Source organism: Bacillus sp. OTU2372, assembly GCF_038440275.1.
GTDB lineage: Bacteria > Bacillota > Bacilli > Bacillales > Cytobacillaceae > Neobacillus > Neobacillus bataviensis_B.
In genome coordinates, this window is sequence record NZ_JASATK010000008.1 from 23,425 (window position 1) to 42,158 (window position 18,734).

Consider the following 18,734-nt stretch of genomic DNA (forward strand, 5'->3'; position numbering starts at 1 on the left):
GTTTTCTAGAATTATAATTACTGACTTATCTTACTATTATTGGAGATTGGACTCAATATATTATAATTGGAAAATCGCACATTTTAATTCTAATTTAATCGGAATTTAATAGTTTTTAATCAGTTGGTAATAGTTTGATAACATTCCTCCATTATGCTTATTCACATAGCAATCAGAGGAGGAATCATTTCATATGATTAAACATAAATTAAAGGGAATTATTTGCTACTTCCGTAGATATCATAAATATAGCTACTATACAGACAAGTGTGTAACTTGTGGAAAGAAAAAGGAAAAGCAGAATCAAGGGGACGGTTCTCATGCTTCATTTAATTGAAGATTATCCGAAGGTGGTGCTATTTACCAGCTTAAGGGATAGGTTTAATGATTTAAATAGATGTAAAAAAAGCTGATTGGTTATGAAATCCAATCAGCTTTTGCTTTTTATTTATTTAATTCTAATTGAGTCTTTAATTCATTCTGAACTCTTTGCTTCTCTGCGTCAGAAACTAAACCATAATAAACCCCATTGATTTTGGTTCCTGTTTCTTTAATCTCCATTTGGGTAATGTTTGATCCGGCAGATTTATAATTTTTTTGAATGTCGACCATTTGATCAAAAGTAAGATTTGTTTTCACGTTTTTGCCAAGGGCATTTAAAATATCTGAGTAGTTGGTCAAGCTTGATACACTTGCTCCTTCTTTAATAACACCCTGGATGATTTGACGTTGTCTTGATTGACGGCCAAAGTCACCGCGGGGATCTTCATATCTCATTCTTGTATAGCTTAGTGCTTTATCCCCGTTTAGAGTTACCTGTCCTATTGGGAAATGATAGCCTCCATTGGAAAAATCTAAATCGTTTTGTACAGTGATACCACCAACAGCATCAACAATATCCTTGAAACCTTCCATGTTTACCTTCATGTAGTAATCAATTGGAATGTCTAAAAAGTTTTCAACCGTGTCGATTGACATTTGAACTCCGCCGAAAGCGTAAGCGTGGTTTATTTTATCTTGCTTACCTTTACCAACGATCTCTGTGCGAGTATCACGCGGGATGCTGAGCATCTTCACTGAATTGTTGTTTGGATTAACGGTTAACACGATCATTGTGTCGGAACGGCCTCTGTCGCCTTTTCGCTCATCGACACCAAGCATTAACACTGAAAATGGGTCTTTATCTGTAAAGGCAACCGGTTCCTGGCGCTTTTCCGACTGCTGTCTTTCAATTGGCTCATGCATCGTTGTGACAGCCTCTTTTAATGAACTATATACATTATATGCGTAAACTCCTACACCAATAACAAGGATTAGAAGAATAATACCTGTGACTTTCAACCAAGTTCTCTTTTTCTTTGTTTTTTGAGACCTCATTCGAGTATACCTCCAAAATTTTGACAAATATTTTGCACTCGTTTATTAGAATACCAAAAATATAGGAAAATAGATACAAAAAAGATATGGGGTTTTTATGGAATTTATTGTTGAGTTTGATATTAAGATTTATGTTGGAATGAAATTTTAGGAAAGCAATTATTAAAGGTTAACTATGGATAAGCGCAGATATTGGTGGGGAAGAATTCAAACAAAGTGTAGTTAGGAATTAATTACTAAAATATGTAAAAAAGGAGGAATTTAACCTGAATACGACGAAATTATAGTAATATATTTCACTTAAGGGAGAGACCCCGATGAGAAGTAGCCGGCCCTATAAATCCCCAAATGCTGCCATGTTATGGTCACTCGTCCTGCCGGGATTCGGACAATTATATAATAAAGATTACTTTATCGGTTTTCTATTACTAATATTAGAATTCTTAATTAACTTGAAATCACACCTAAATCTAGTTTTATTTAGCACCTTAACAGGGGATATCCTGAACGCTCATCAAACGATTAATTACAGTTGGGGGCTATTCTATCCTTCCCTATATGGATTTGCTATCTGGCAGGCCTATAATTCGGCAAAATCCAATAATAATAAACTAGAGGGAAAAGTGGTTGAAAAACGAACCTATTTTTCTGGATTCTCTATAGGTCTCGTTATCGGAATGGACTTCGGTTTATGCTTGCATGATGACAACGTCATTACAATATTTCCATTTCTTGATTATCCGGTGTTTAACGGACTGTTTCTTGGGTTTATGTTTGGTCTGTTGGCTCATTTCGCCGAAATAAAACTATATCGAAAAAAACCGATCTTTTAAAAGTAAAACTATATATTATATACATAAAACCGTTTTTACTAAGAGCGGTTTTTTTGTGTTTAAAGAAGTGGTAGATGTGGTAAATAAATTGTTAGAAAAGACTAGTGGCTTGCATTATTACATTAAACTACAAAACCATTACAAACTTCTGTTTTTTCTCACAAAAATGACATAATTTTCTCTTCAGAATGACATTTACAATTGTCGAAATTGATAGTAAAATGTAAATTTAGTATATTAAGAGGAGGGGAAATAGGAAATTGAATCATAACGCAAAGCAGAACCTTGTTGACTTTTCACAGATTGTCAAAAAGGCATATGAAAAAGGCGAAAATGAAACTGAATTGACACTTGAAAAATTGATGGAAGATTTAAAAGCGGACTTAAAACAACTGGTCATTTGCTAAATAATAGATTAACGGACTGTTGGGGGAAACTCTGGTAGTCCTTTTTTTATGAGCACAAATTAGTTAAAACCTATAAAAATATATTGTTTTTGGAAACGCTTTCAATTATAATAATATTAGGTCGGATGGCAAACGTGGCCATCAAGGTATACAGCGTAGGCGGGGCTGATACTAATATTTTTTTTCTGTAAGAGCTATTTGGCTCTTTTTTATTTACCTTTTTCTTCAATTCAATGGAATATAAAGGGTCACCCGGCGTTGGTTAGAATAAGAAAAGACTCCAAAACGGAGCCTTTTCCTAGTGCTAATTACATTGATTAATAGAAGGAAGCACCAACAATAATCAGAAGAATAAACAATACAACAATTAATACGAAAGTGCTGCCGCCGTAACCATAACCACCGTAGCCGTAGCCGCCACAAAACCAGCCCATTATTTTCACCACCAATCAAAAATGATTTTTTAGAGTACACTTTAGTATATTTTTTAAGACCGTGATGGTATGGACAATTATCATTAATTAGGACAAAATCAGGGATTTGCCTAAATGTAAGAAACGCCTGTTTAACAGGCATTTCTGGGAGAAAGAAACAATATGTTTGGTGTAGTCATAGCATATGTATCAGAATTATAAAAGCATGGACAAGTGCTGAGTTAAATTAAAAGAGAATAAGACTTAACCCTTTGGGGATTTAAATAAACAGGTGCATACTCTAGAGTGCAGCCAGCCGAACCCCTATTTAGGTCCCTAGACTTTCACTTCAAAATGGAAACGTCTGCATCAAAAAAGCCCTTTTTAGAGGGCTTTTTTAGGTTTTCCTTAGAAACAAATTACTGCTCCTACAATAATCAGCAAGATGAATAATACAACGATTAAAGCAAAACCGCCATAGCCAAAGCCGCCGTAGCCAAAGCCGCCACAACCACCGAAACCACCATAACCAAACATTTTATAAAACCTCCCCTATAGACTTATTCCCTATACTTTATGTTAAGAAACTAAGAATGGAAGGGCGCTTTCCCTAATTTTTATTAGGACATTACAATTTCCTACCTTGAACTTTAACGGTAAGTTGGACGGTCTCATGATTCCGAAACATGAGTATCGTCCCCAGATTTCCAACTAATCATATGATTTTACTGTTGGAGCTACGTAATGGAGGAATCTGTCGATTAATACATCCGGTTTTTCTTCCATGATGATCATTGAGCGGAATTTTTCTTGAAGAAAGTTTTGTTCAATTATATGATCAAACAGGCTTATCAGCGGGTCATAATAGTGCTGAATGTTTAGCAGGCCGCATGGTTTTTGATGTAATCCAATCTGGCCCCAAGTGAATACTTCAAAAAACTCTTCTAATGTTCCGGTTCCTCCAGGTAAGACCACAAATCCATCCGATAAATCAGCCATTTTTGCCTTTCGTTCATGCATGGTGTCTACCGTAAACAATTCGGTTAATCCATTATGAGAAATTTCGCGCTCGACCAGCACTTTAGGGATAACACCAATTACATGCCCGCCTTCATGTAATACAGTATCAGCGACGGCCCCCATTAAGCCGTTACTGGAACCACCGTAAACTAATGTTATGTTCCGTTTGGCTAACTCCTTTCCTAATTGAATGGCCCCAAATTTATAAGCTTCAGAAGCACCGAGACTAGAACCGCAATAAACAGCTAATCGTTTCATGGACTTCCTCCTTTTTCTATTCAGTTTATGTTTGTCCCAGGAAAACTAGAATTATGAAGCAAGGGAAGCACCGGGACAATTTTTGCGCTTGTTCGAAGCAGTAGTAAAGGGGTGGTCTGCTGCAGCAGGAGACCGTGATACGCCTTTTAATGCTTGGGATAATTATCGATTTACATTTTATCAATATTTTAGGGATAATCCTAAGGTAGTAGAGTAGAAGTTATTTAAGATGTACTAAGGCCGTGGATGTATTTCATCTCGCCATTTTTTCCATTCCTGGCAAGCTCTCTTCCTATATTTTTTCTTAAATTTGTCAGTCTTTTGTTCTTGGATGTATTTGTAAAACTCCGGGGTATTTAATCCAACGGTTAATACTCTCTTGCTTATCTTTACCATTTATTTGGAAATGTTTTTCGGTGGTCTCGAACCGTCCCCATGCTTCCATTCTGCTTTTAATATGGGTATAATACAATAGGAATATTAACTATATATTTTAATCCCTAAAAATCTAATGAATTATCCTTAAATTATTAGCAATTATTAAATAGTGGAGATGTATTCAAAATGAAAATTACAATTGCAGGAACAGGCTATGTGGGATTATCCAATGCCATTTTATTAGCCCAGCACAATGAAGTAATAGCCCTTGATATTATCCAAGAAAAAGTGGATATGATTAATAATAAGAAGTCGCCTATTATGGATAAGGAGATTGAGGAATACTTAGCAACAAAGGAACTTAACTTAACGGCAACAACTGATAACTATGTTGCATTCAAAGACGCAGAGTATGTCATTATCTCGACTCCGACAAACTATGACCCTGAAATGAACTATTTTAATACTAGATCTGTTGAAGCTGTTATTGCCAATGTCTTATCCATTAATCCAGACGCCGTCATGGTAATTAAGTCCACTGTACCTGTAGGTTATACAGAGAAGGTTAGAGAGAAGTTTGAAACTGAAAATATTATTTTCTCACCTGAGTTTTTAAGAGAAGGAAAAGCCCTTTATGATAACTTGTATCCTTCAAGAATTATCGTTGGCGAACAATCAGAAAGAGCTAGAGTGTTTGCTGATTTACTAGTTCAAGGTGCGTTGAAAGAAAATATCGATGTTTTGTTTACGAATTCAACTGAAGCAGAAGCGATTAAGCTGTTTGCTAATACCTACCTTGCCATGAGGGTTGCGTTTTTCAATGAACTCGATTCGTATGCTGAGGTTAGAGGATTAGATTCGAAACAAATTATCGATGGCGTTGGACTTGATCCGCGAATTGGAACTCATTATAATAACCCATCCTTTGGATATGGCGGATACTGCCTGCCTAAAGATACCAAGCAGTTATTAGCTAATTATTCAGATGTTCCTAATAACATCATGACTGCTATTGTGGATGCGAATAGAACGAGAAAAGACCACGTTGCAGAAATGATTATTAAAAGAAATCCTAAGGTTGTCGGTATTTATAGACTTACCATGAAAATGGACTCAGACAACTTTAGACAATCTGCTATCCAAGGTGTTATGAAGCGCATTAAAGCTAAAGGGATTGAAGTGGTAGTATATGAGCCAGCCCTTCATGAAGAGAAATTCTTTAATTCTAGAGTCATTAATGACTTTGAAGAATTTAAAAAGGTTTCAGATGTAATTGTAGCGAATCGTTTATCCGATGACTTGAAGGAAGTTAAGGATAAAGTGTATACTAGAGATTTGTTTAGCCGGGATTAAAAATTTCTCGGTGTCAACTATCCAGGGACACCTTTAAAGAGTAACTAAAATGAAAAAATTTTTCTAAAGCCTATTTCCTACTATATGTAGGGATTGGCTTTTTTTTATAAAAAAATCAATGGAATACAGTTCTCGACGTTTCTTTCAAATCTTTTTTAGAGAGAAAGCCTTTAAGCGTAGACAGGTAAATGATTGGCCGAAAATCACGGTTGAAGGGATTGAGGCTCAATCGAAAAGCTATTGTCCTGTTCCAGTTAGAAGGATGTATATTGTTGAAATAGGAGCAGATAGAGCTTATCATGGACATTTTTTTTATTAAGCAAACGAAAAACACGAACATTAACTAGTGAAATTGTAATAATGTTCATATTTTTAATTGAATATCTATTGATGGTTTGTTATGCTAGTAAAGTAATAATCGTAAATTTCATTACTCGTATATACTCGGAAATATGGTCTGAGTGTCTCTACCTGGTTCCCAATGAAAGAACTAGACTACGAGTTAAAGTATTGGCAATTCATCGGTTTTTTAGTTGATGCCATCTTATTTTTAGCAAAGAGGTTTATTTTGCTAAATCTTTATACTTTGACTTTGTAGGTCTAGAAGGTAGGAGGGTTCTACTATTCTAGGCCTTTTTCTGTGGGGAAAATCTACGAGTACGTCAAACAACTAGAGAAAAGGGGAGATTATTTATGAAAAAAGGAATTCTAAACAAGAACATCTTATTTGCAGCGATTGTTGTCTTGTTATTAACAATGCTTGCAGGCCGCAATTCTTCATTATTTAAAGAAACAAAGGTAGAAGGTGCGGGGAGACCTATTCTTATTGAAGGTCCAATGCCAATTGAAGCCGAGAAATTTGCGCAAAGACTAGAAAAAGTAAAAGTAGAAAAGTCGGGAACTTTCGTATTCTATAAAGGAAAAATAGATGGTTATCCTGTTATTGTAGCAAAAACAGGCAAAGGAATGGAAAACACTGCAGCTGCTACAACGCTGGCAATTGAGAAATATAACCCAATTGCCATTATCAATCAAGGAACATCTGGAGGACATGATCCATCTTTAAACGTATTTGATATTGTGTTAGGAAAAAGAGTGACCAACATCGGTTCATTAAAAACGGAAACGAAAAATGCAAGTGAGGGAATGGACCCAAGTCAATGGATTCCGATGGATTTAATGGCTTCTGAAGGAAGCGGGAATGATGCCAATGCCAATAAGGTCCGTTACTATGAGGGAGATAAAGACCTGCTTGCAGCAGCCAATGCGGTAAAGGATCAGTATACGAAAGGTAAGGTTGTCGAAGGTACGATTGGGTCAGCAGACTTCTGGAACAATGAAGTGGATCGAATTAACTGGATCCATAAAAATTACGGTACATCAGTAGAAGAAATGGAGGGTGCTGCAGCGGCACAAATTGCAGATGCTTATGATGTAGCATTTTTAGGTATTAGAATTCTGTCCAATAATAAAACAAATGGCGGAGCTTATAACCCTAATACAGCAGCAGCAAACCAGGAATATGTTTATGAAGTCGTGAAACAATATATCACAACTATAAAGAAATAAGGGGGGCTTGACCCCATGCCCATCAAGGTAAAAAATTTCTTGTTCCCCAAAACGTAAAAAATGAGCTGAATTCTCATAAATTACTGTAGAGATATAAATTTTCATTTTTGGGATTACTTCAAAATATCAGCTTGATGGGTAGGGAATTCAGCCAACATTATGTTAAAACAGGTCACTTGATGGTATTAAAATACCACTAAGTGGCCTGTTTATTTTTTTCCTACTCATATTCCCCCAAGGATTAACTGGATACCCTCATTTTCAACTTGAACTTCCACACCCAGCCGAGTCATTAAATTCGTCTGCTGGAATTAACTATCCATAGCTGATTCGATTGTCCTCCATAAATCAAAGCATTTCTGATATGGATCATAATTAACTCACCCAAATTTAAAGAATGATCTATATTTAATCTTTTATAAATTTAATCCAAATCTCTTTAATTCAATGAAAATACTTTCTAATTGTTTTCCTTTTTCCGTTAACGTATATTCCACGCGAGGGGGAACCTCTGGAAATACCTTTCTTTTCAATATCCCATGATCTTCTAGTTCCTTCAGACGGAGTGAAAGTGTTTTCGGGCTAATTCCATTCATTGATTTCAATAGGTCGCTGAATCGCATCGTTCCTTCAATCAGCAGATCACGAATAATTAAAAAGGTCCATTTAGTCCCAATTACGTCAAGCGTTTTAGCAATGGGGCAAGGCTCACCTGGTGCTCCTTTGGTCAGCACGACCGGCTCAATAACACTCATCTGAAACATCCTCCCTAAAATTTTTCGACTAATTTACCTTATCATATCACAATAGTATACTTTCGGAAACTTTATGATTAAAATACCACTACTTCCATAAATGAATTTACTACATATATAATATCGATGAACCCATTATTCCATCCCTATATTGAGAGGTGATCAAAATTAGTGCGAGAAATCAACGAAACAAACTGCCGTTAGCGCTCATTGCTCTTTTAAGCTGTTCCTGATTTACAGTGTACTATTGAGGATTTAGTGGTATCCGCTGAAGGTAACAGCTCGTCTCTCATTCAACGGGACATACAAAGGAGAGTTTATGGGAAAAACTCCAACAGGAAAGCCTGCTCATTTCTTTTCCATTGATATTTTGCATACAGGAATGGAAAAGTCGTTGAGGATTGGCACTTAGAGGATAATCTTACATTAATGCAACAGCTGGGAGTAGTATCTGAAAATTGAACACTTAAGGGTTTTTAAAGAGACTACAGAATTAAAGGAGCTAGAAAAAAGATGAAAAATATACTTATTATAAACGGTCATCAGAAATATAGTTCAGCAGAGGGGAAATTGAACCAAACATTGATGAACAAGATGGTCAATTTTTTAAGCGAAAAAAACAATGTAAAAACAACAATTATTCAAAACGGATATAAAATCGAAGAAGAACAACAAAAATTTTTATGGGCTGATATTGTCATTTACCAAACACCAATCTATTGGTTCAGTGTTCCGGGCTTATTGAAGACGTATATGGATGAAGTATATGCTTATGGTTTATTTTTTAAGGGTGCTGATCAGTATGGAAAAGGCGGTTTATTGACTGAAAAGAAATATATGTTTTCGACTACCTGGAATGCTCCTGAAAAGGCATTTAACGATCCAAGTCATTTTTTTGAAGGGAGCAGCCTAGACGATGCATTAAGTCATTTACATCGTATACAGAAATTCCTCGGAATGAAACCTTTAAAGAGTTTCACTTGCTATGATGTAATCAAAAATCCGAAGGTTGAAAAGTTTGTATCCGAACTTGATATACATCTGAAAGAGGTATTGAATTTTTAATCTATTAAGTAAAATCATGTGGAGGTAAAAACATGTTAAAAGATAAAAAAGTTGTAATTATCGGTGGAAGCTCTGGGATTGGTTTGGAATCAGCTAAACAGGTTATTGCCCAAGGGGCAGAAGTAATCATTGCCAGCCGTTCCGAAGATAAATTACGGAATGCAAAAGAGCAGCTAGGAGATAGGGCTACGGCTTTTACGCTAGATACAACACAAGAACAGCAAGTTCAGTCTTTCTTTGAAAAAGTCGGCCAGTTCGATCATCTTGTGGTGAGTGCGGCAGAAACATCCAGCGGGTCATTCCTCCAAACGGATACAGCCCAAGCACGACAACTGTTTGAAAACAAATTTTGGGGACAATATTATGCAGCGAAATACGGTGCTCCAAAAATTTTACCAAACGGCTCAATCATTTTTTTCTCTGGGGTTGTAGCCTACAAATCGATGGTTGGTTCGTCAATTCTAGGTGCAGTCAATGCGGCCGTTTCGAATCTAGGAAAGACCTTGGCATTAGAACTTGCTCCGATCCGAGTGAATATTGTTTCACCCGGTATAATTGATACACCTTCCCGCAGTAAAATGCCAGAAGAAACTCGTAATCATTTCTATGCTACGGTTGAAAACATACTTCCTGTGAAACGAATAGGAAGAGCTGAAGATGTTGCACAAAGCGTGCTATACTTGCTTCAAAATAGTTTCGTGACTGGAACCGTTCTTCATGTAGAAGGCGGTCACATTTTAGCTTAAGCCAGCAGCAGAGGAAAAGTCATATCCCCTAAACAAGAAAAACGCTATTCTTTTTGTAGAACTATACGAAAGGATGGTGTTTTTTTATGAATCTTTCCATCTCTGAGGAGCTTTACCTTTTTTGCCTTGTTTATTCAAAAGCTATATTCCTCTAATATTCTTCCTCATTGTTATGCCACTCGGTATCGATTAAACTTATTTGTCCGGTGCAAATTGAAAAAATAGGCAAAAGCATGGGGACGGTTCTTTTGCTTCGGAAGCGTCAGAAAAGTCCCCACGCTTCCTCTAAAAATATTGTTGCAAGCGTTTTATCATTGTGCTACCATAAATTTAATTTATGAAATAGGAATGTTACCTAACGGGCATAACCTAGACCAATACATTTCATGTATTGGTTTAGGTTATTTTTTTTTCTATTTTTATAAAATAACAAATAGGAAGGATGCGAAGGATGAAAAAAAGGTCGTTGATATTTTGTATTTTGTTATTATGCAGTGTGTTTTTTGGAACTGGATTTTCTAATCAAAATCAGGATAGGGAAAGTAAGGAAAAGAATAAAAATGAAAGTACTGAAGAAAGCCAAAAGAACCAAACTTCTAAAGCTAGAACCGTCATTACAACCGACGGTGAAGTGGATGATATGAACTCCTTGATCCGAGCACTTTTGTATTCAAATGAGATGGACATCAAGGGAATTGTACTTACGAGCTCAGTGTATCATTATGCGGGAGATAGAGAAAGCGGTATCAACCCTTATAGATGGACAGGGACCGGCTGGTTAACGAATATGTTGAATGCCTATAGTGAAGCCTATCCCAATTTAACCAAACATGCGAAGGGGTTCCCTACACCAGATTACCTTCGCAGTGTGACTAAAATTGGTAATATTTCCTCTCCAGGAGAGATGGAAAAAGTAACGGAAGGGTCCGAATTTTTAAAGAATCTATTTCTAGATAAAGATGATTCAGATTTATATGTCCAGACATGGGGAGGCACAAATACAACAGCCAGGGCGTTAAAATCGATCCAAGAAGAATACGAACATACCGCTCAATGGGCGGATATTAAGAAAAGGGTCAGTGATAAATTGGTTCTTTATATTATTTTGGATCAGGATGACAGTTATAAATCGTATATTGCGAAGAACTGGCCGGATATCAGAATTATCAATGACCAATCGAATTTTTGGCATTTCGCTTATGCGTGGAAGTACCATACGGACAAAGTGAACAGTAAGCTGCAGGGTGATTGGAATTATGAAAATATTCAACACGGACATGGAACCTTGATGGATTTATATGCCTTAATGGGAGACGGTAAAATGATCCCAGGTGAATTAGCGGAGGAACAACGCGGTAGTGAAGAATATTTGAAAAACAATCCTCAATACAACCGATATGACTTTATATCGGAGGGCGATTCGCCATCGTTCTTTTATCTAATCGACAATGGATTACGAAGCATGGAAGACCCCTCATATGGAGGATGGGGCGGACGGTTTGGCGCGGTAAATAATAAATTATACCGTAATACCGTTTTAGATTTTGATGTCTATACAAATCGGTATGAAGCAGAATATTCCTTGATGCGGTGGTTTGACGATATCCAAAATGATTTTGCTGCTCGAGCGGATTGGGTAACAGCATCGAAATATAAAGACGCAAACCATAACCCTAGCCTTAAAGTAAAAGAAGGCTTAGACTTAAAGGTTAAAAGGGGAGAAAAAGTAATCCTTCATGCAAAAGGCAAAGATCCGGATGGAGACCAATTGACCTATAGATGGTGGAGATTCTTTGAAGCCGATACCTACCAAGATTCAAAGGTTCCACAGGAGGAAACAAAGCAGGATCTGGCAGGAGACCTTCAGTTGGGGCTTCACCGCGATTTGGCAGAAGGTGAAGTAACAGACAGTATTCCTTTAAAAGGAAGTAATACAGATACCGTTACCTTTACAGTTCCAGAAGATGCGAAATCCGGGGATACGATTCATATTATTGCAGAAGTACAGGATGATGGAGCGCATGAACTAAAACATTACCAACGTGTTATTTTAACAGTTGAATAAAAATCTGTTTATTGTAAAAGTAGTGATGGAAATAATTTTACTAATAGAGGGTTTGCATGCACAAGGGCACAACTAGCGTTATTGCTGGTTGTGCTTTACTATTTCTTCTACAGAAGATCCACAAACAAATATTTGTTTGCCAGAAAGAAAATCGAAAACAAAAGAATTTTCCGGGAAATTGTGTTTTTATCTGTGAATTTCTCTAACTGAAATCGACAATCTTTATTACTAGTCTAAAAGAGAAAACCTTGCGCGGCACCCTCTTGGGCTGTTTTAACTAAACGTTTGAATAGTATAGCTTATAGGGGAAATGGTCGAAACATTGTTGTTAAACCTTATAAGAACCGTTTTTAATGGAAATATCTATGACAAAAGAAATCACTTCAATAAAATGGTAAAATGGTGAAAATATCATTTGGGAGGTTATATATGAGCGTCGAGGAGATTATGGAGAAGCTGGCCGAAATGGGTTCGGAGCAAACTAAAAAAACGTTCATGAATCACGGGGCGAGTGGCAGTTTTTTTGGAGTTAAGGTTGGAGATTTAAAAAAGCTCGTCAAGCATGTCAAAAAGAACCAGGAACTGGCTTTGGCTTTATATGAAACAGGAAATTCTGACGCTATGTATTTAGCAGGACTATCCGTTAATCCGAAATTGATGACAAAGGAAACGCTTCAGAACTGGGTTCATAAAGCAAACTGGTATTTGCTTGCTGAATATACAGTTGCAGGTGTTGCCGCAGAAAGTCCGCATGCAATAGAACTTGCTCGTGAATGGATGGAGTCAGACGAAGAAATGATTGCCGTTGCAGGCTGGAGCACTTATTCAAACTATTTATCGATTACTCCTGATGAAAAGCTGGAATTAGAGGAGATCCGAGCTTTGCTCTCAAGGGCTGAGGCAACGATTCATCAAGAAAAAAACCGGGTTCGTTATGTGATGAACGGCTTTGTGATTAGTGTAGGGGCCTATGTGACCGCACTACATGATCAAGCGATAAGAGTTGCTGAAACCATTGGCAAGGTTCATGTCAATATGGGCAATACTGCGTGTAAAGTTCCTCTCGCTGTTCCGTATATCAAAAAAATAGAAGAACGTAATAAAATAGGTGTGAAACGGAAGACTTGTATCTGTTAGGGTCGGAGCGAGGGGACGGTTCTCATGATTCGGAAGCATGAGAACCGTCCCCTTGCTTACCCTTGCTTATCTTTCAACTTTATTGTGTTGATAGCCGTTATGGGTGGCATAGACTTCATACCACTGGTAATTGGGGGATTTGAACCAAGCGTACTGTGGTAAATAAACCAAATATCTAACATTTCCTTCTGCATCATGGATGGATTTGAAAACTTTCGCCATTTCGAATCCAAACGTTTGATCCATGTAACCGATTATCCCCTCTCTGACAGTATTTTTTGCCTCTTCTTTTTCTTTCTTATAAAGCCCCATCAGTCCATCGATGAAAAGACTCAACAAGATCAAAGTAATAGCGATTAAAACAAAAATCAGCAATTTGAACAAAATAACCCCTCCTTTATTCTGATTGTAAATTCATTCATTTAAGAGAGGTGTGATAAAACTAACAAGAATTTTCCTAAAATGTTAGAAGTTTGTGACAATGTTGGAAGCATGGGGACGTTTCTCTTGCTTCTTTTTATTACTAGATAAGAAGGACCAGAACATTTCTCGACAAATTATTGAGACACAATGAAGGGTCAATCCAGGATTTGTACGGTTTGAGATTTGTTCTAAACAAACGTTTGAGTAATGTTGAAAAGATGCGAAATTCTTAGATTCTTGTCAGAATGATAGAAATTTGGTGAAAGTAGGTTGTAATCAGCTTCGTTTTTGTAAGAGTGTCGACAATCTTCTATGTATTCACTTTAAGAGAATGCTTATAGGACAATAATTGGAGCAGTTTTAACCAATCGTTTGATTAGTTTAACATATATCGAATTTAGGTCGAGGGCTGTCGGTTCGTAGAGATTTTTTTCAAAAATAGGTTATTAGATTTGAAAATAAACTAGGAGAGTTACTTGAAAATAAATAATACTAATTTGAGTGCAGAAGAAGTGGCGCAGATGATAAAAGATAGATTTCAGCTATAGAAGTATGGGGACGGTTCTCATGCTTCTTTTTTGATGTTAAATTTGATATTCCTTTCTTTTTTTCAGGTTTGCCGGAACTGTCACCCTCATCCGGAATTATCGAGATTTATAAATAGTAGGTTTGAATAAAGACATTAGAATGTGACAGTTCTGACAAATTTAAGCGTCACCTAGGGTAAAAATCTTAGTTAATTCTGACACTTAAAGAACTAACTCCCATAATAAAGGGAAGGGTGAACTACATAAACCCCTGCCATGTTGGGCACAATTTTCTTTTAATTTTGACCGTTCCGGCTTGCGCTTTACCATGTTGGGCACAATTGCTTTTAATTTTGACCATTCCGGCTTGCGCTTTACCATGTTGGGCACAATTGCTTTTAATTTTGACCATTCCGGCTTGCGCTTTGCCATGTTGGGCACAATTGCTTTTAATTTTGACCGTTCCGGCTTGCGATTTACCATGTTGGGCACAATTGCTTTTAATTTTGACCGTTCTGGCTTGCGCTTTGTAAAGAACGAAAGATATCTCACTGTATGCTTTAGATGGCGGGACGTCCTTTTTTAATCGTGAAATTATCAGCGAGCAATGCCCAGTTGGACGGGTACGGATAGCCTAATGCCCAGTAACTGATTCCACGGAGGTTAAATTCTTTTGCCAAGTCGAACTTCGCTTGTGCACTCCGGGCATCCTCAAACCAAACCTCATGGCCTCGGCCTTGTTCATCCGTGTATCGGAAAAATGGTGATTGTGTGGTGGTATCATATTGAATCGCTGCTCCGTATTTGACGGCACGGGCAATCGCTTCTTGGGTACTAAACGTTTCGGCTTCTTGTCCTTGTACATGAGGAAGAAGCCAATCACGAGCGTAAATTTGGAAGCCTAAAAATATTTTTTCTGCCGGCATTACGGACCTTGCGTATTCCACGACGCGTCTCATTTGGTTAATAGGTGAAATCGCCTGTGGCGGCCCGAGCCGGTATCCCCATTCATACGTCATCAATACCACAAAGTCTGCAATTCGACCATGGGCTTCATAGTCATGGGCTTCGTACAATAAACCCGCTTGTGTAGCGCTGGCTTTTGGAGCCAAGGCTGTAGATACAAAATATCCTTTAGGATGCAGGCGATCCACAGCTAGTTGGAGGAAAGTGTTGTAATTCTCGCGGTCCGCTGGTAATACATTTTCAAAATCGATGTTTGCGCCCTTATATCCCTTTTGGTCCATAATTTGAAGCATATTTGTCAGGACCTTTTCGCGTAAATTTGGGGTGGATAACAGAGTATGTGCAACATTGGAGCCAGCAGCTGATGAGGTGAAATTCGTAATCGACATCATCGGCACCACATTTTTTGCTATGGCTGCTTGAATGGTTAACTCATCATGGGCTGGAGTAAGATCACCGTTTTCATTGATCAAGTAAGCAAACGGACTTATATAGGTTAGATAGGGGGCCAGCTCATTTACTGTGTCGGCGGCCGCTTGGTCAGGCTGATACGTATAGGCATTTACTTCAATCGTCGGTTTGTGTGGGGGAATTCTTAACGGAGTTCCCTGGTAAATCAGATTTGGATTTTGAATCTGATTTTCATTGATTAATTCTTGAACGGTTATCCCATAACGATTCGCGATTTGCCATAGGGTTTCGCCGGCTTGAGTGACGTGAATCCTTGGAGGGATGATTAACTTTGTCCCTGGATATAAGACAGAAGGATTGGTGAGTCGATTGGCTTGGATGATGGAATTAATCGATACTCCATACTGCTGTGAAATGGCCCATAATGTTTCTCCATATTTAATGATGTGCGATGTACCAGGGACAGGGATGACTAACGACTGGCCAATTACCAGCTGATTTGGGTTTTGTAATCCATTTAATTGAACAATTCCATTCATATTGACATTGTACCGATTCGCAATTTGCCAAAGTGTTTCCCCGCTGCTGACAACATGGATGACCACGGGCATCTCCTCCTGTTTTTTTTCAATAATGTAGTATATGCAGGGGAGCAAGGGGACGGTTCTCATGCTTCCTTTGTCGAAAAATTTTCATGTTAATAATTAGAATATATTTGATATGATAGTACCGGTAGAAAATACCTATTTGAACTCGGATACATATAAGGAGGATTCGTGTGAAGAAATACCGAATTTTGTTTTTATTTGTTTTATTTTTTGTTATTCTATCGACAAAGATCGATACTGTTTTTGCTGCAGCGGGAGATCGAGCTACGCCATTTAATGCCTGGGAGAATCAGAGACTTACTTTTCAGGAATACGATTGGGATAGTCCTAAGGTAATAGAGCTGCAACTAAAAGAAATGTACACCGGTGAAAAGGCAAATTCCATGATTGAAGCCGCAGATGATTCATTGTATACAGCTCCAGCATCGGATGAAGAATGGCTTTTAATGAAGTTTAACTTAAAATATGTATCAGGCCCGGAAGAACCTTTGTATGCAAGTGATGTACTATGGAGCGAAGAAAGTTTTTACACACCGAGCGGTTCGAAAATCACTCCCATGGCTACAGCCTATTTTATGAACCAATACAGTGGATTGGGCGAATATGATGTGGAGTTATATCCTGGTAGTCAATCGTCAGTATACTACGGGATATTGGTTAAAAAGACTGTAGGCGGCTATCCATATTTTAAGGTAGCGAATGGGTATAACAGCTCTACCTATCAAACCATCTATAAATGGTTTTCAACCAACCCAGCTTCCTATAACCCACCAACCGATTTAAAGGTGGCAGCCACTTCTTACAATAATGTCAATTTAAGTTGGACAGCGGCGAGTGAAGTATCTGGATATGAGATTTATCGTTCAACTTCAAGTACTGGAACTTTTACTAAAATAGCATCTACCACAGGTACTTCTTATAACAATTCAGCTTTAAATACAGGTACGACTTATTACTATAAAGTTAGATCCTATAAAACCGGAACGACAACCGCATATAGTAGTTTTACACCGGTTGTTTCGGCCAAACCAACACTTGCAACACCTGCTTCACCTAAAGCTGTTTCAACGGCTTATAATAGTATAAAGACAAGCTGGGCAGCAGTTAGTGGGTCAAATGGGTATGAGGTATACCGAGCAACATCAAGTACAGGAACATATACACTTGTAAACTCAACAACATCAACAAGTTTTACCAACACAGGACTTTCTACTAATCAACCGTATTATTATAAGATAAGAGCTTATCGGACAGTCGGAACGACAAAAGTTTATAGTAGCTACACGACTGTGGTCTCAGCAAAACCGGTACCATCTGTACCAACCAGTTTTGCCGCAACCAGACTAAGCTCAACAAGCATTAAGTTGACCTGGGGCGCCGTATCAGGAGCAAACGGATATGAACTTTACAGATCGACATCAAGTACAGGAACATATACTCTGCTAAAAAGTACAACTACTTTGTATTTCACTAATAGTGGGTTAACAACAGGAAAGACCTATTATTATAAATTAAGAGCCTATAAGATGGTTGGTACAACAAAGGTATATAGCGGTTGGACCTCGATTATTAGTGCAAGGCCTTAAGGAAGCAAGGGGACGGTTCTCATGCTTCGAAAGCATGAAAACCGTCTGATACCATAATTTAGTTCGCTAAAAAGATAGTAAAAGCCTATCCGATCGTTAACGGATAGGCTTTTATTCATTCATAAAAATGATTTAAGGTATATATTGTTGTGTGATTTTCGTTACCACACCATTTTTTATTTCGATATGATACGGAATTTGATGATGCGTATCTTGCTGTTTCAAAAAGGTGATAAACTGGCTTCTAGTTACTTTTTCGTTCCATTTGATAGCGTATAAATTTCGTGTCTGTAGAACATATTGGGCATTGTTTGAAATTGTAAAGGTGCGAATCCTCGGATTCACATTCCGAATCCAATAGCCATCCGGCGCATGATCCATTTCTTTACTGCAATTACAGTCCTTTAAAAATTCTCTATCAGCAGCTTTGCCGAAATACCATTGTATATAATCAAATTTCCCTACCCATTTACCATGGTCATATTGAAAGGAAGTAATATAGGTGGGTGCTTTTTCTGTTATGGGCTGTTTGGTAATCTTGGTTGTTGCGGATGCTTTTGAAATCGTTGAGGGCAATAAAAACAAAGTAAAAATCATTAGTACAGAAAAGAATAGTTTAATTGATTGTATCCTCATGCGTAATTCCCCCTCTTTAATACTTGTCTACAGTTCAAATATAATTGGTCTACCTTAAAAACGGTGTCGATATAGGAGATACTAGTAAAATATTTTTTGCTTTAGATAATAGTTACCCTCTTTAAAGAGAAATCAATCCTAAGATGTAAGGGGACGGTTCTCATGCTTCTTTTGAAGCATGAGAACCGTCCCCTTGCTCAT

General features: G+C 37.6%; 19 protein-coding genes, 1 pseudogene and 1 riboswitch. Of the genes and pseudogenes, 11 read left to right on the plus strand and 9 right to left on the minus strand.

Annotation, left to right across the window (positions count from 1 at the left end):
- Positions 1–193 precede the first annotated feature (193 nt).
- Complete coding sequence (locus AAHB15_RS14515) at positions 194–337, plus strand: hypothetical protein (RefSeq protein WP_342042661.1); 144 nt, start codon at positions 194–196, stop codon at positions 335–337.
- Between the two features lie 107 nt (positions 338–444).
- Here AAHB15_RS14515 and tagU read toward each other — a convergent pair whose 3' ends face one another.
- On the minus strand, positions 445–1,377 hold the full coding sequence (gene tagU, locus AAHB15_RS14520; RefSeq protein ID WP_335574853.1) for a polyisoprenyl-teichoic acid--peptidoglycan teichoic acid transferase TagU: 933 nt from the start codon (positions 1,375–1,377) through the stop codon (positions 445–447).
- 317 nt (positions 1,378–1,694) lie between these two features.
- On the opposite strand from tagU, the gene AAHB15_RS14525 reads away from it, so the two are divergent.
- Both AAHB15_RS14525 and AAHB15_RS14530 read left to right on the plus strand, forming a co-directional pair.
- Complete coding sequence (locus AAHB15_RS14525; protein WP_335574852.1) at positions 1,695–2,210, plus strand: hypothetical protein; 516 nt, start codon at positions 1,695–1,697, stop codon at positions 2,208–2,210.
- A 260-nt stretch (positions 2,211–2,470) separates the two neighbouring features.
- The gene (locus AAHB15_RS14530) at positions 2,471–2,617 is read left to right on the plus strand and encodes a hypothetical protein (protein WP_342042662.1); all 147 of its coding nucleotides are present in this window, start codon (positions 2,471–2,473) and stop codon (positions 2,615–2,617) included.
- Between the two features lie 317 nt (positions 2,618–2,934).
- Here the strand turns inward: AAHB15_RS14530 and AAHB15_RS14535 are convergent, their stop codons facing one another.
- The 3 genes from AAHB15_RS14535 to AAHB15_RS14545 all read right to left on the minus strand — a co-directional run bounded on the left by AAHB15_RS14535 (position 2,935) and on the right by AAHB15_RS14545 (position 4,308).
- Complete coding sequence (locus AAHB15_RS14535) at positions 2,935–3,051, minus strand: YjcZ family sporulation protein (protein WP_098996083.1); 117 nt, start codon at positions 3,049–3,051, stop codon at positions 2,935–2,937.
- Positions 3,052–3,438: 387 nt separating this feature from the next.
- Positions 3,439–3,567 (minus strand): YjcZ family sporulation protein, encoded by a 129-nt coding sequence (locus AAHB15_RS14540; protein WP_342042663.1) that lies wholly within the window; start codon positions 3,565–3,567, stop codon positions 3,439–3,441.
- Positions 3,568–3,741: 174 nt separating this feature from the next.
- Positions 3,742–4,308 carry an LOG family protein gene (locus AAHB15_RS14545; RefSeq protein ID WP_335574839.1) on the minus strand — a complete coding sequence of 189 codons (567 nt, stop codon included), beginning with the start codon at positions 4,306–4,308 and terminating at the stop codon, positions 3,742–3,744.
- Positions 4,309–4,872: 564 nt separating this feature from the next.
- Here AAHB15_RS14545 and AAHB15_RS14550 point away from each other — a divergent pair.
- Together AAHB15_RS14550 and AAHB15_RS14555 are read left to right on the plus strand one after the other, a co-directional pair.
- The gene (locus tag AAHB15_RS14550) at positions 4,873–6,039 is read left to right on the plus strand and encodes a nucleotide sugar dehydrogenase (protein ID WP_335574837.1); all 1,167 of its coding nucleotides are present in this window, start codon (positions 4,873–4,875) and stop codon (positions 6,037–6,039) included.
- Positions 6,040–6,453: 414 nt separating this feature from the next.
- Positions 6,454–6,557, plus strand: a riboswitch (purine riboswitch).
- Positions 6,558–6,732: 175 nt separating this feature from the next.
- Positions 6,733–7,608 (plus strand): 5'-methylthioadenosine/S-adenosylhomocysteine nucleosidase, encoded by an 876-nt coding sequence (locus AAHB15_RS14555; RefSeq protein ID WP_342042664.1) that lies wholly within the window; start codon positions 6,733–6,735, stop codon positions 7,606–7,608.
- A gap of 416 nt (positions 7,609–8,024) precedes the next feature.
- On the opposite strand, the gene AAHB15_RS14560 is transcribed toward AAHB15_RS14555, so the two are convergent.
- The gene (locus AAHB15_RS14560; protein WP_144565897.1) at positions 8,025–8,363 is read right to left on the minus strand and encodes a winged helix-turn-helix transcriptional regulator; all 339 of its coding nucleotides are present in this window, start codon (positions 8,361–8,363) and stop codon (positions 8,025–8,027) included.
- A gap of 225 nt (positions 8,364–8,588) precedes the next feature.
- On the opposite strand from AAHB15_RS14560, the pseudogene AAHB15_RS14565 reads away from it, so the two are divergent.
- From AAHB15_RS14565 to AAHB15_RS14585, 5 genes and pseudogenes are all read left to right on the plus strand, one after another.
- Positions 8,589–8,825 (plus strand): annotated as a pseudogene (locus AAHB15_RS14565) (ester cyclase); the annotation flags it as partial.
- Between the two features lie 51 nt (positions 8,826–8,876).
- A complete protein-coding gene (locus tag AAHB15_RS14570) occupies positions 8,877–9,428 on the plus strand; it encodes an NAD(P)H-dependent oxidoreductase (protein WP_342042665.1) in 552 nt (183 codons plus the stop codon).
- A 32-nt stretch (positions 9,429–9,460) separates the two neighbouring features.
- Complete coding sequence (locus AAHB15_RS14575; RefSeq protein WP_342042666.1) at positions 9,461–10,174, plus strand: SDR family oxidoreductase; 714 nt, start codon at positions 9,461–9,463, stop codon at positions 10,172–10,174.
- A 451-nt stretch (positions 10,175–10,625) separates the two neighbouring features.
- On the plus strand, positions 10,626–12,239 hold the full coding sequence (locus tag AAHB15_RS14580; protein ID WP_342042667.1) for a DUF1593 domain-containing protein: 1,614 nt from the start codon (positions 10,626–10,628) through the stop codon (positions 12,237–12,239).
- A 429-nt stretch (positions 12,240–12,668) separates the two neighbouring features.
- On the plus strand, positions 12,669–13,376 hold the full coding sequence (locus AAHB15_RS14585; RefSeq protein WP_342042668.1) for a DNA alkylation repair protein: 708 nt from the start codon (positions 12,669–12,671) through the stop codon (positions 13,374–13,376).
- Positions 13,377–13,442: 66 nt separating this feature from the next.
- Here the strand turns inward: AAHB15_RS14585 and AAHB15_RS14590 are convergent, their stop codons facing one another.
- The 3 genes from AAHB15_RS14590 to AAHB15_RS14605 form a co-directional block, all read right to left on the minus strand.
- A complete protein-coding gene (locus AAHB15_RS14590) occupies positions 13,443–13,760 on the minus strand; it encodes a hypothetical protein (protein WP_342042669.1) in 318 nt (105 codons plus the stop codon).
- 788 nt (positions 13,761–14,548) lie between these two features.
- Positions 14,549–14,809, minus strand: coding sequence for a hypothetical protein (locus AAHB15_RS14600; protein ID WP_342042670.1), 261 nt, complete (start codon positions 14,807–14,809; stop codon positions 14,549–14,551).
- Positions 14,810–14,886: 77 nt separating this feature from the next.
- Positions 14,887–16,308 (minus strand): LysM peptidoglycan-binding domain-containing protein, encoded by a 1,422-nt coding sequence (locus AAHB15_RS14605; RefSeq protein ID WP_342042671.1) that lies wholly within the window; start codon positions 16,306–16,308, stop codon positions 14,887–14,889.
- A gap of 173 nt (positions 16,309–16,481) precedes the next feature.
- On the opposite strand from AAHB15_RS14605, the gene AAHB15_RS14610 reads away from it, so the two are divergent.
- Complete coding sequence (locus AAHB15_RS14610; RefSeq protein WP_335573091.1) at positions 16,482–17,897, plus strand: fibronectin type III domain-containing protein; 1,416 nt, start codon at positions 16,482–16,484, stop codon at positions 17,895–17,897.
- Positions 17,898–18,029: 132 nt separating this feature from the next.
- On the opposite strand, the gene AAHB15_RS14615 is transcribed toward AAHB15_RS14610, so the two are convergent.
- Complete coding sequence (locus tag AAHB15_RS14615) at positions 18,030–18,533, minus strand: hypothetical protein (protein ID WP_335573090.1); 504 nt, start codon at positions 18,531–18,533, stop codon at positions 18,030–18,032.
- Positions 18,534–18,734: the final 201 nt, after the last annotated feature.

What these genes read in the sequence shown, in the direction of transcription:
- AAHB15_RS14515 (WP_342042661.1), top strand. Translation starts at nt 194, where the DNA reads ATGATTAAACATAAATTAAAGGGAATTATTTGCTACTTCCGTAGATAT.
- tagU (WP_335574853.1), bottom strand. Translation starts at nt 1,377, where the DNA reads ATGAGGTCTCAAAAAACAAAGAAAAAGAGAACTTGGTTGAAAGTCACA.
- AAHB15_RS14525 (WP_335574852.1), top strand. Translation starts at nt 1,695, where the DNA reads ATGAGAAGTAGCCGGCCCTATAAATCCCCAAATGCTGCCATGTTATGG.
- AAHB15_RS14535 (WP_098996083.1), bottom strand. Translation starts at nt 3,051, where the DNA reads ATGGGCTGGTTTTGTGGCGGCTACGGCTACGGTGGTTATGGTTACGGC.
- AAHB15_RS14540 (WP_342042663.1), bottom strand. Translation starts at nt 3,567, where the DNA reads ATGTTTGGTTATGGTGGTTTCGGTGGTTGTGGCGGCTTTGGCTACGGC.
- AAHB15_RS14545 (WP_335574839.1), bottom strand. Translation starts at nt 4,308, where the DNA reads ATGAAACGATTAGCTGTTTATTGCGGTTCTAGTCTCGGTGCTTCTGAA.
- AAHB15_RS14550 (WP_335574837.1), top strand. Translation starts at nt 4,873, where the DNA reads ATGAAAATTACAATTGCAGGAACAGGCTATGTGGGATTATCCAATGCC.
- AAHB15_RS14555 (WP_342042664.1), top strand. Translation starts at nt 6,733, where the DNA reads ATGAAAAAAGGAATTCTAAACAAGAACATCTTATTTGCAGCGATTGTT.
- AAHB15_RS14560 (WP_144565897.1), bottom strand. Translation starts at nt 8,363, where the DNA reads ATGAGTGTTATTGAGCCGGTCGTGCTGACCAAAGGAGCACCAGGTGAG.
- AAHB15_RS14570 (WP_342042665.1), top strand. Translation starts at nt 8,877, where the DNA reads ATGAAAAATATACTTATTATAAACGGTCATCAGAAATATAGTTCAGCA.
- AAHB15_RS14575 (WP_342042666.1), top strand. Translation starts at nt 9,461, where the DNA reads ATGTTAAAAGATAAAAAAGTTGTAATTATCGGTGGAAGCTCTGGGATT.
- AAHB15_RS14580 (WP_342042667.1), top strand. Translation starts at nt 10,626, where the DNA reads ATGAAAAAAAGGTCGTTGATATTTTGTATTTTGTTATTATGCAGTGTG.
- AAHB15_RS14585 (WP_342042668.1), top strand. Translation starts at nt 12,669, where the DNA reads ATGAGCGTCGAGGAGATTATGGAGAAGCTGGCCGAAATGGGTTCGGAG.
- AAHB15_RS14600 (WP_342042670.1), bottom strand. Translation starts at nt 14,809, where the DNA reads ATGGTAAATCGCAAGCCGGAACGGTCAAAATTAAAAGCAATTGTGCCC.
- AAHB15_RS14615 (WP_335573090.1), bottom strand. Translation starts at nt 18,533, where the DNA reads ATGAGGATACAATCAATTAAACTATTCTTTTCTGTACTAATGATTTTT.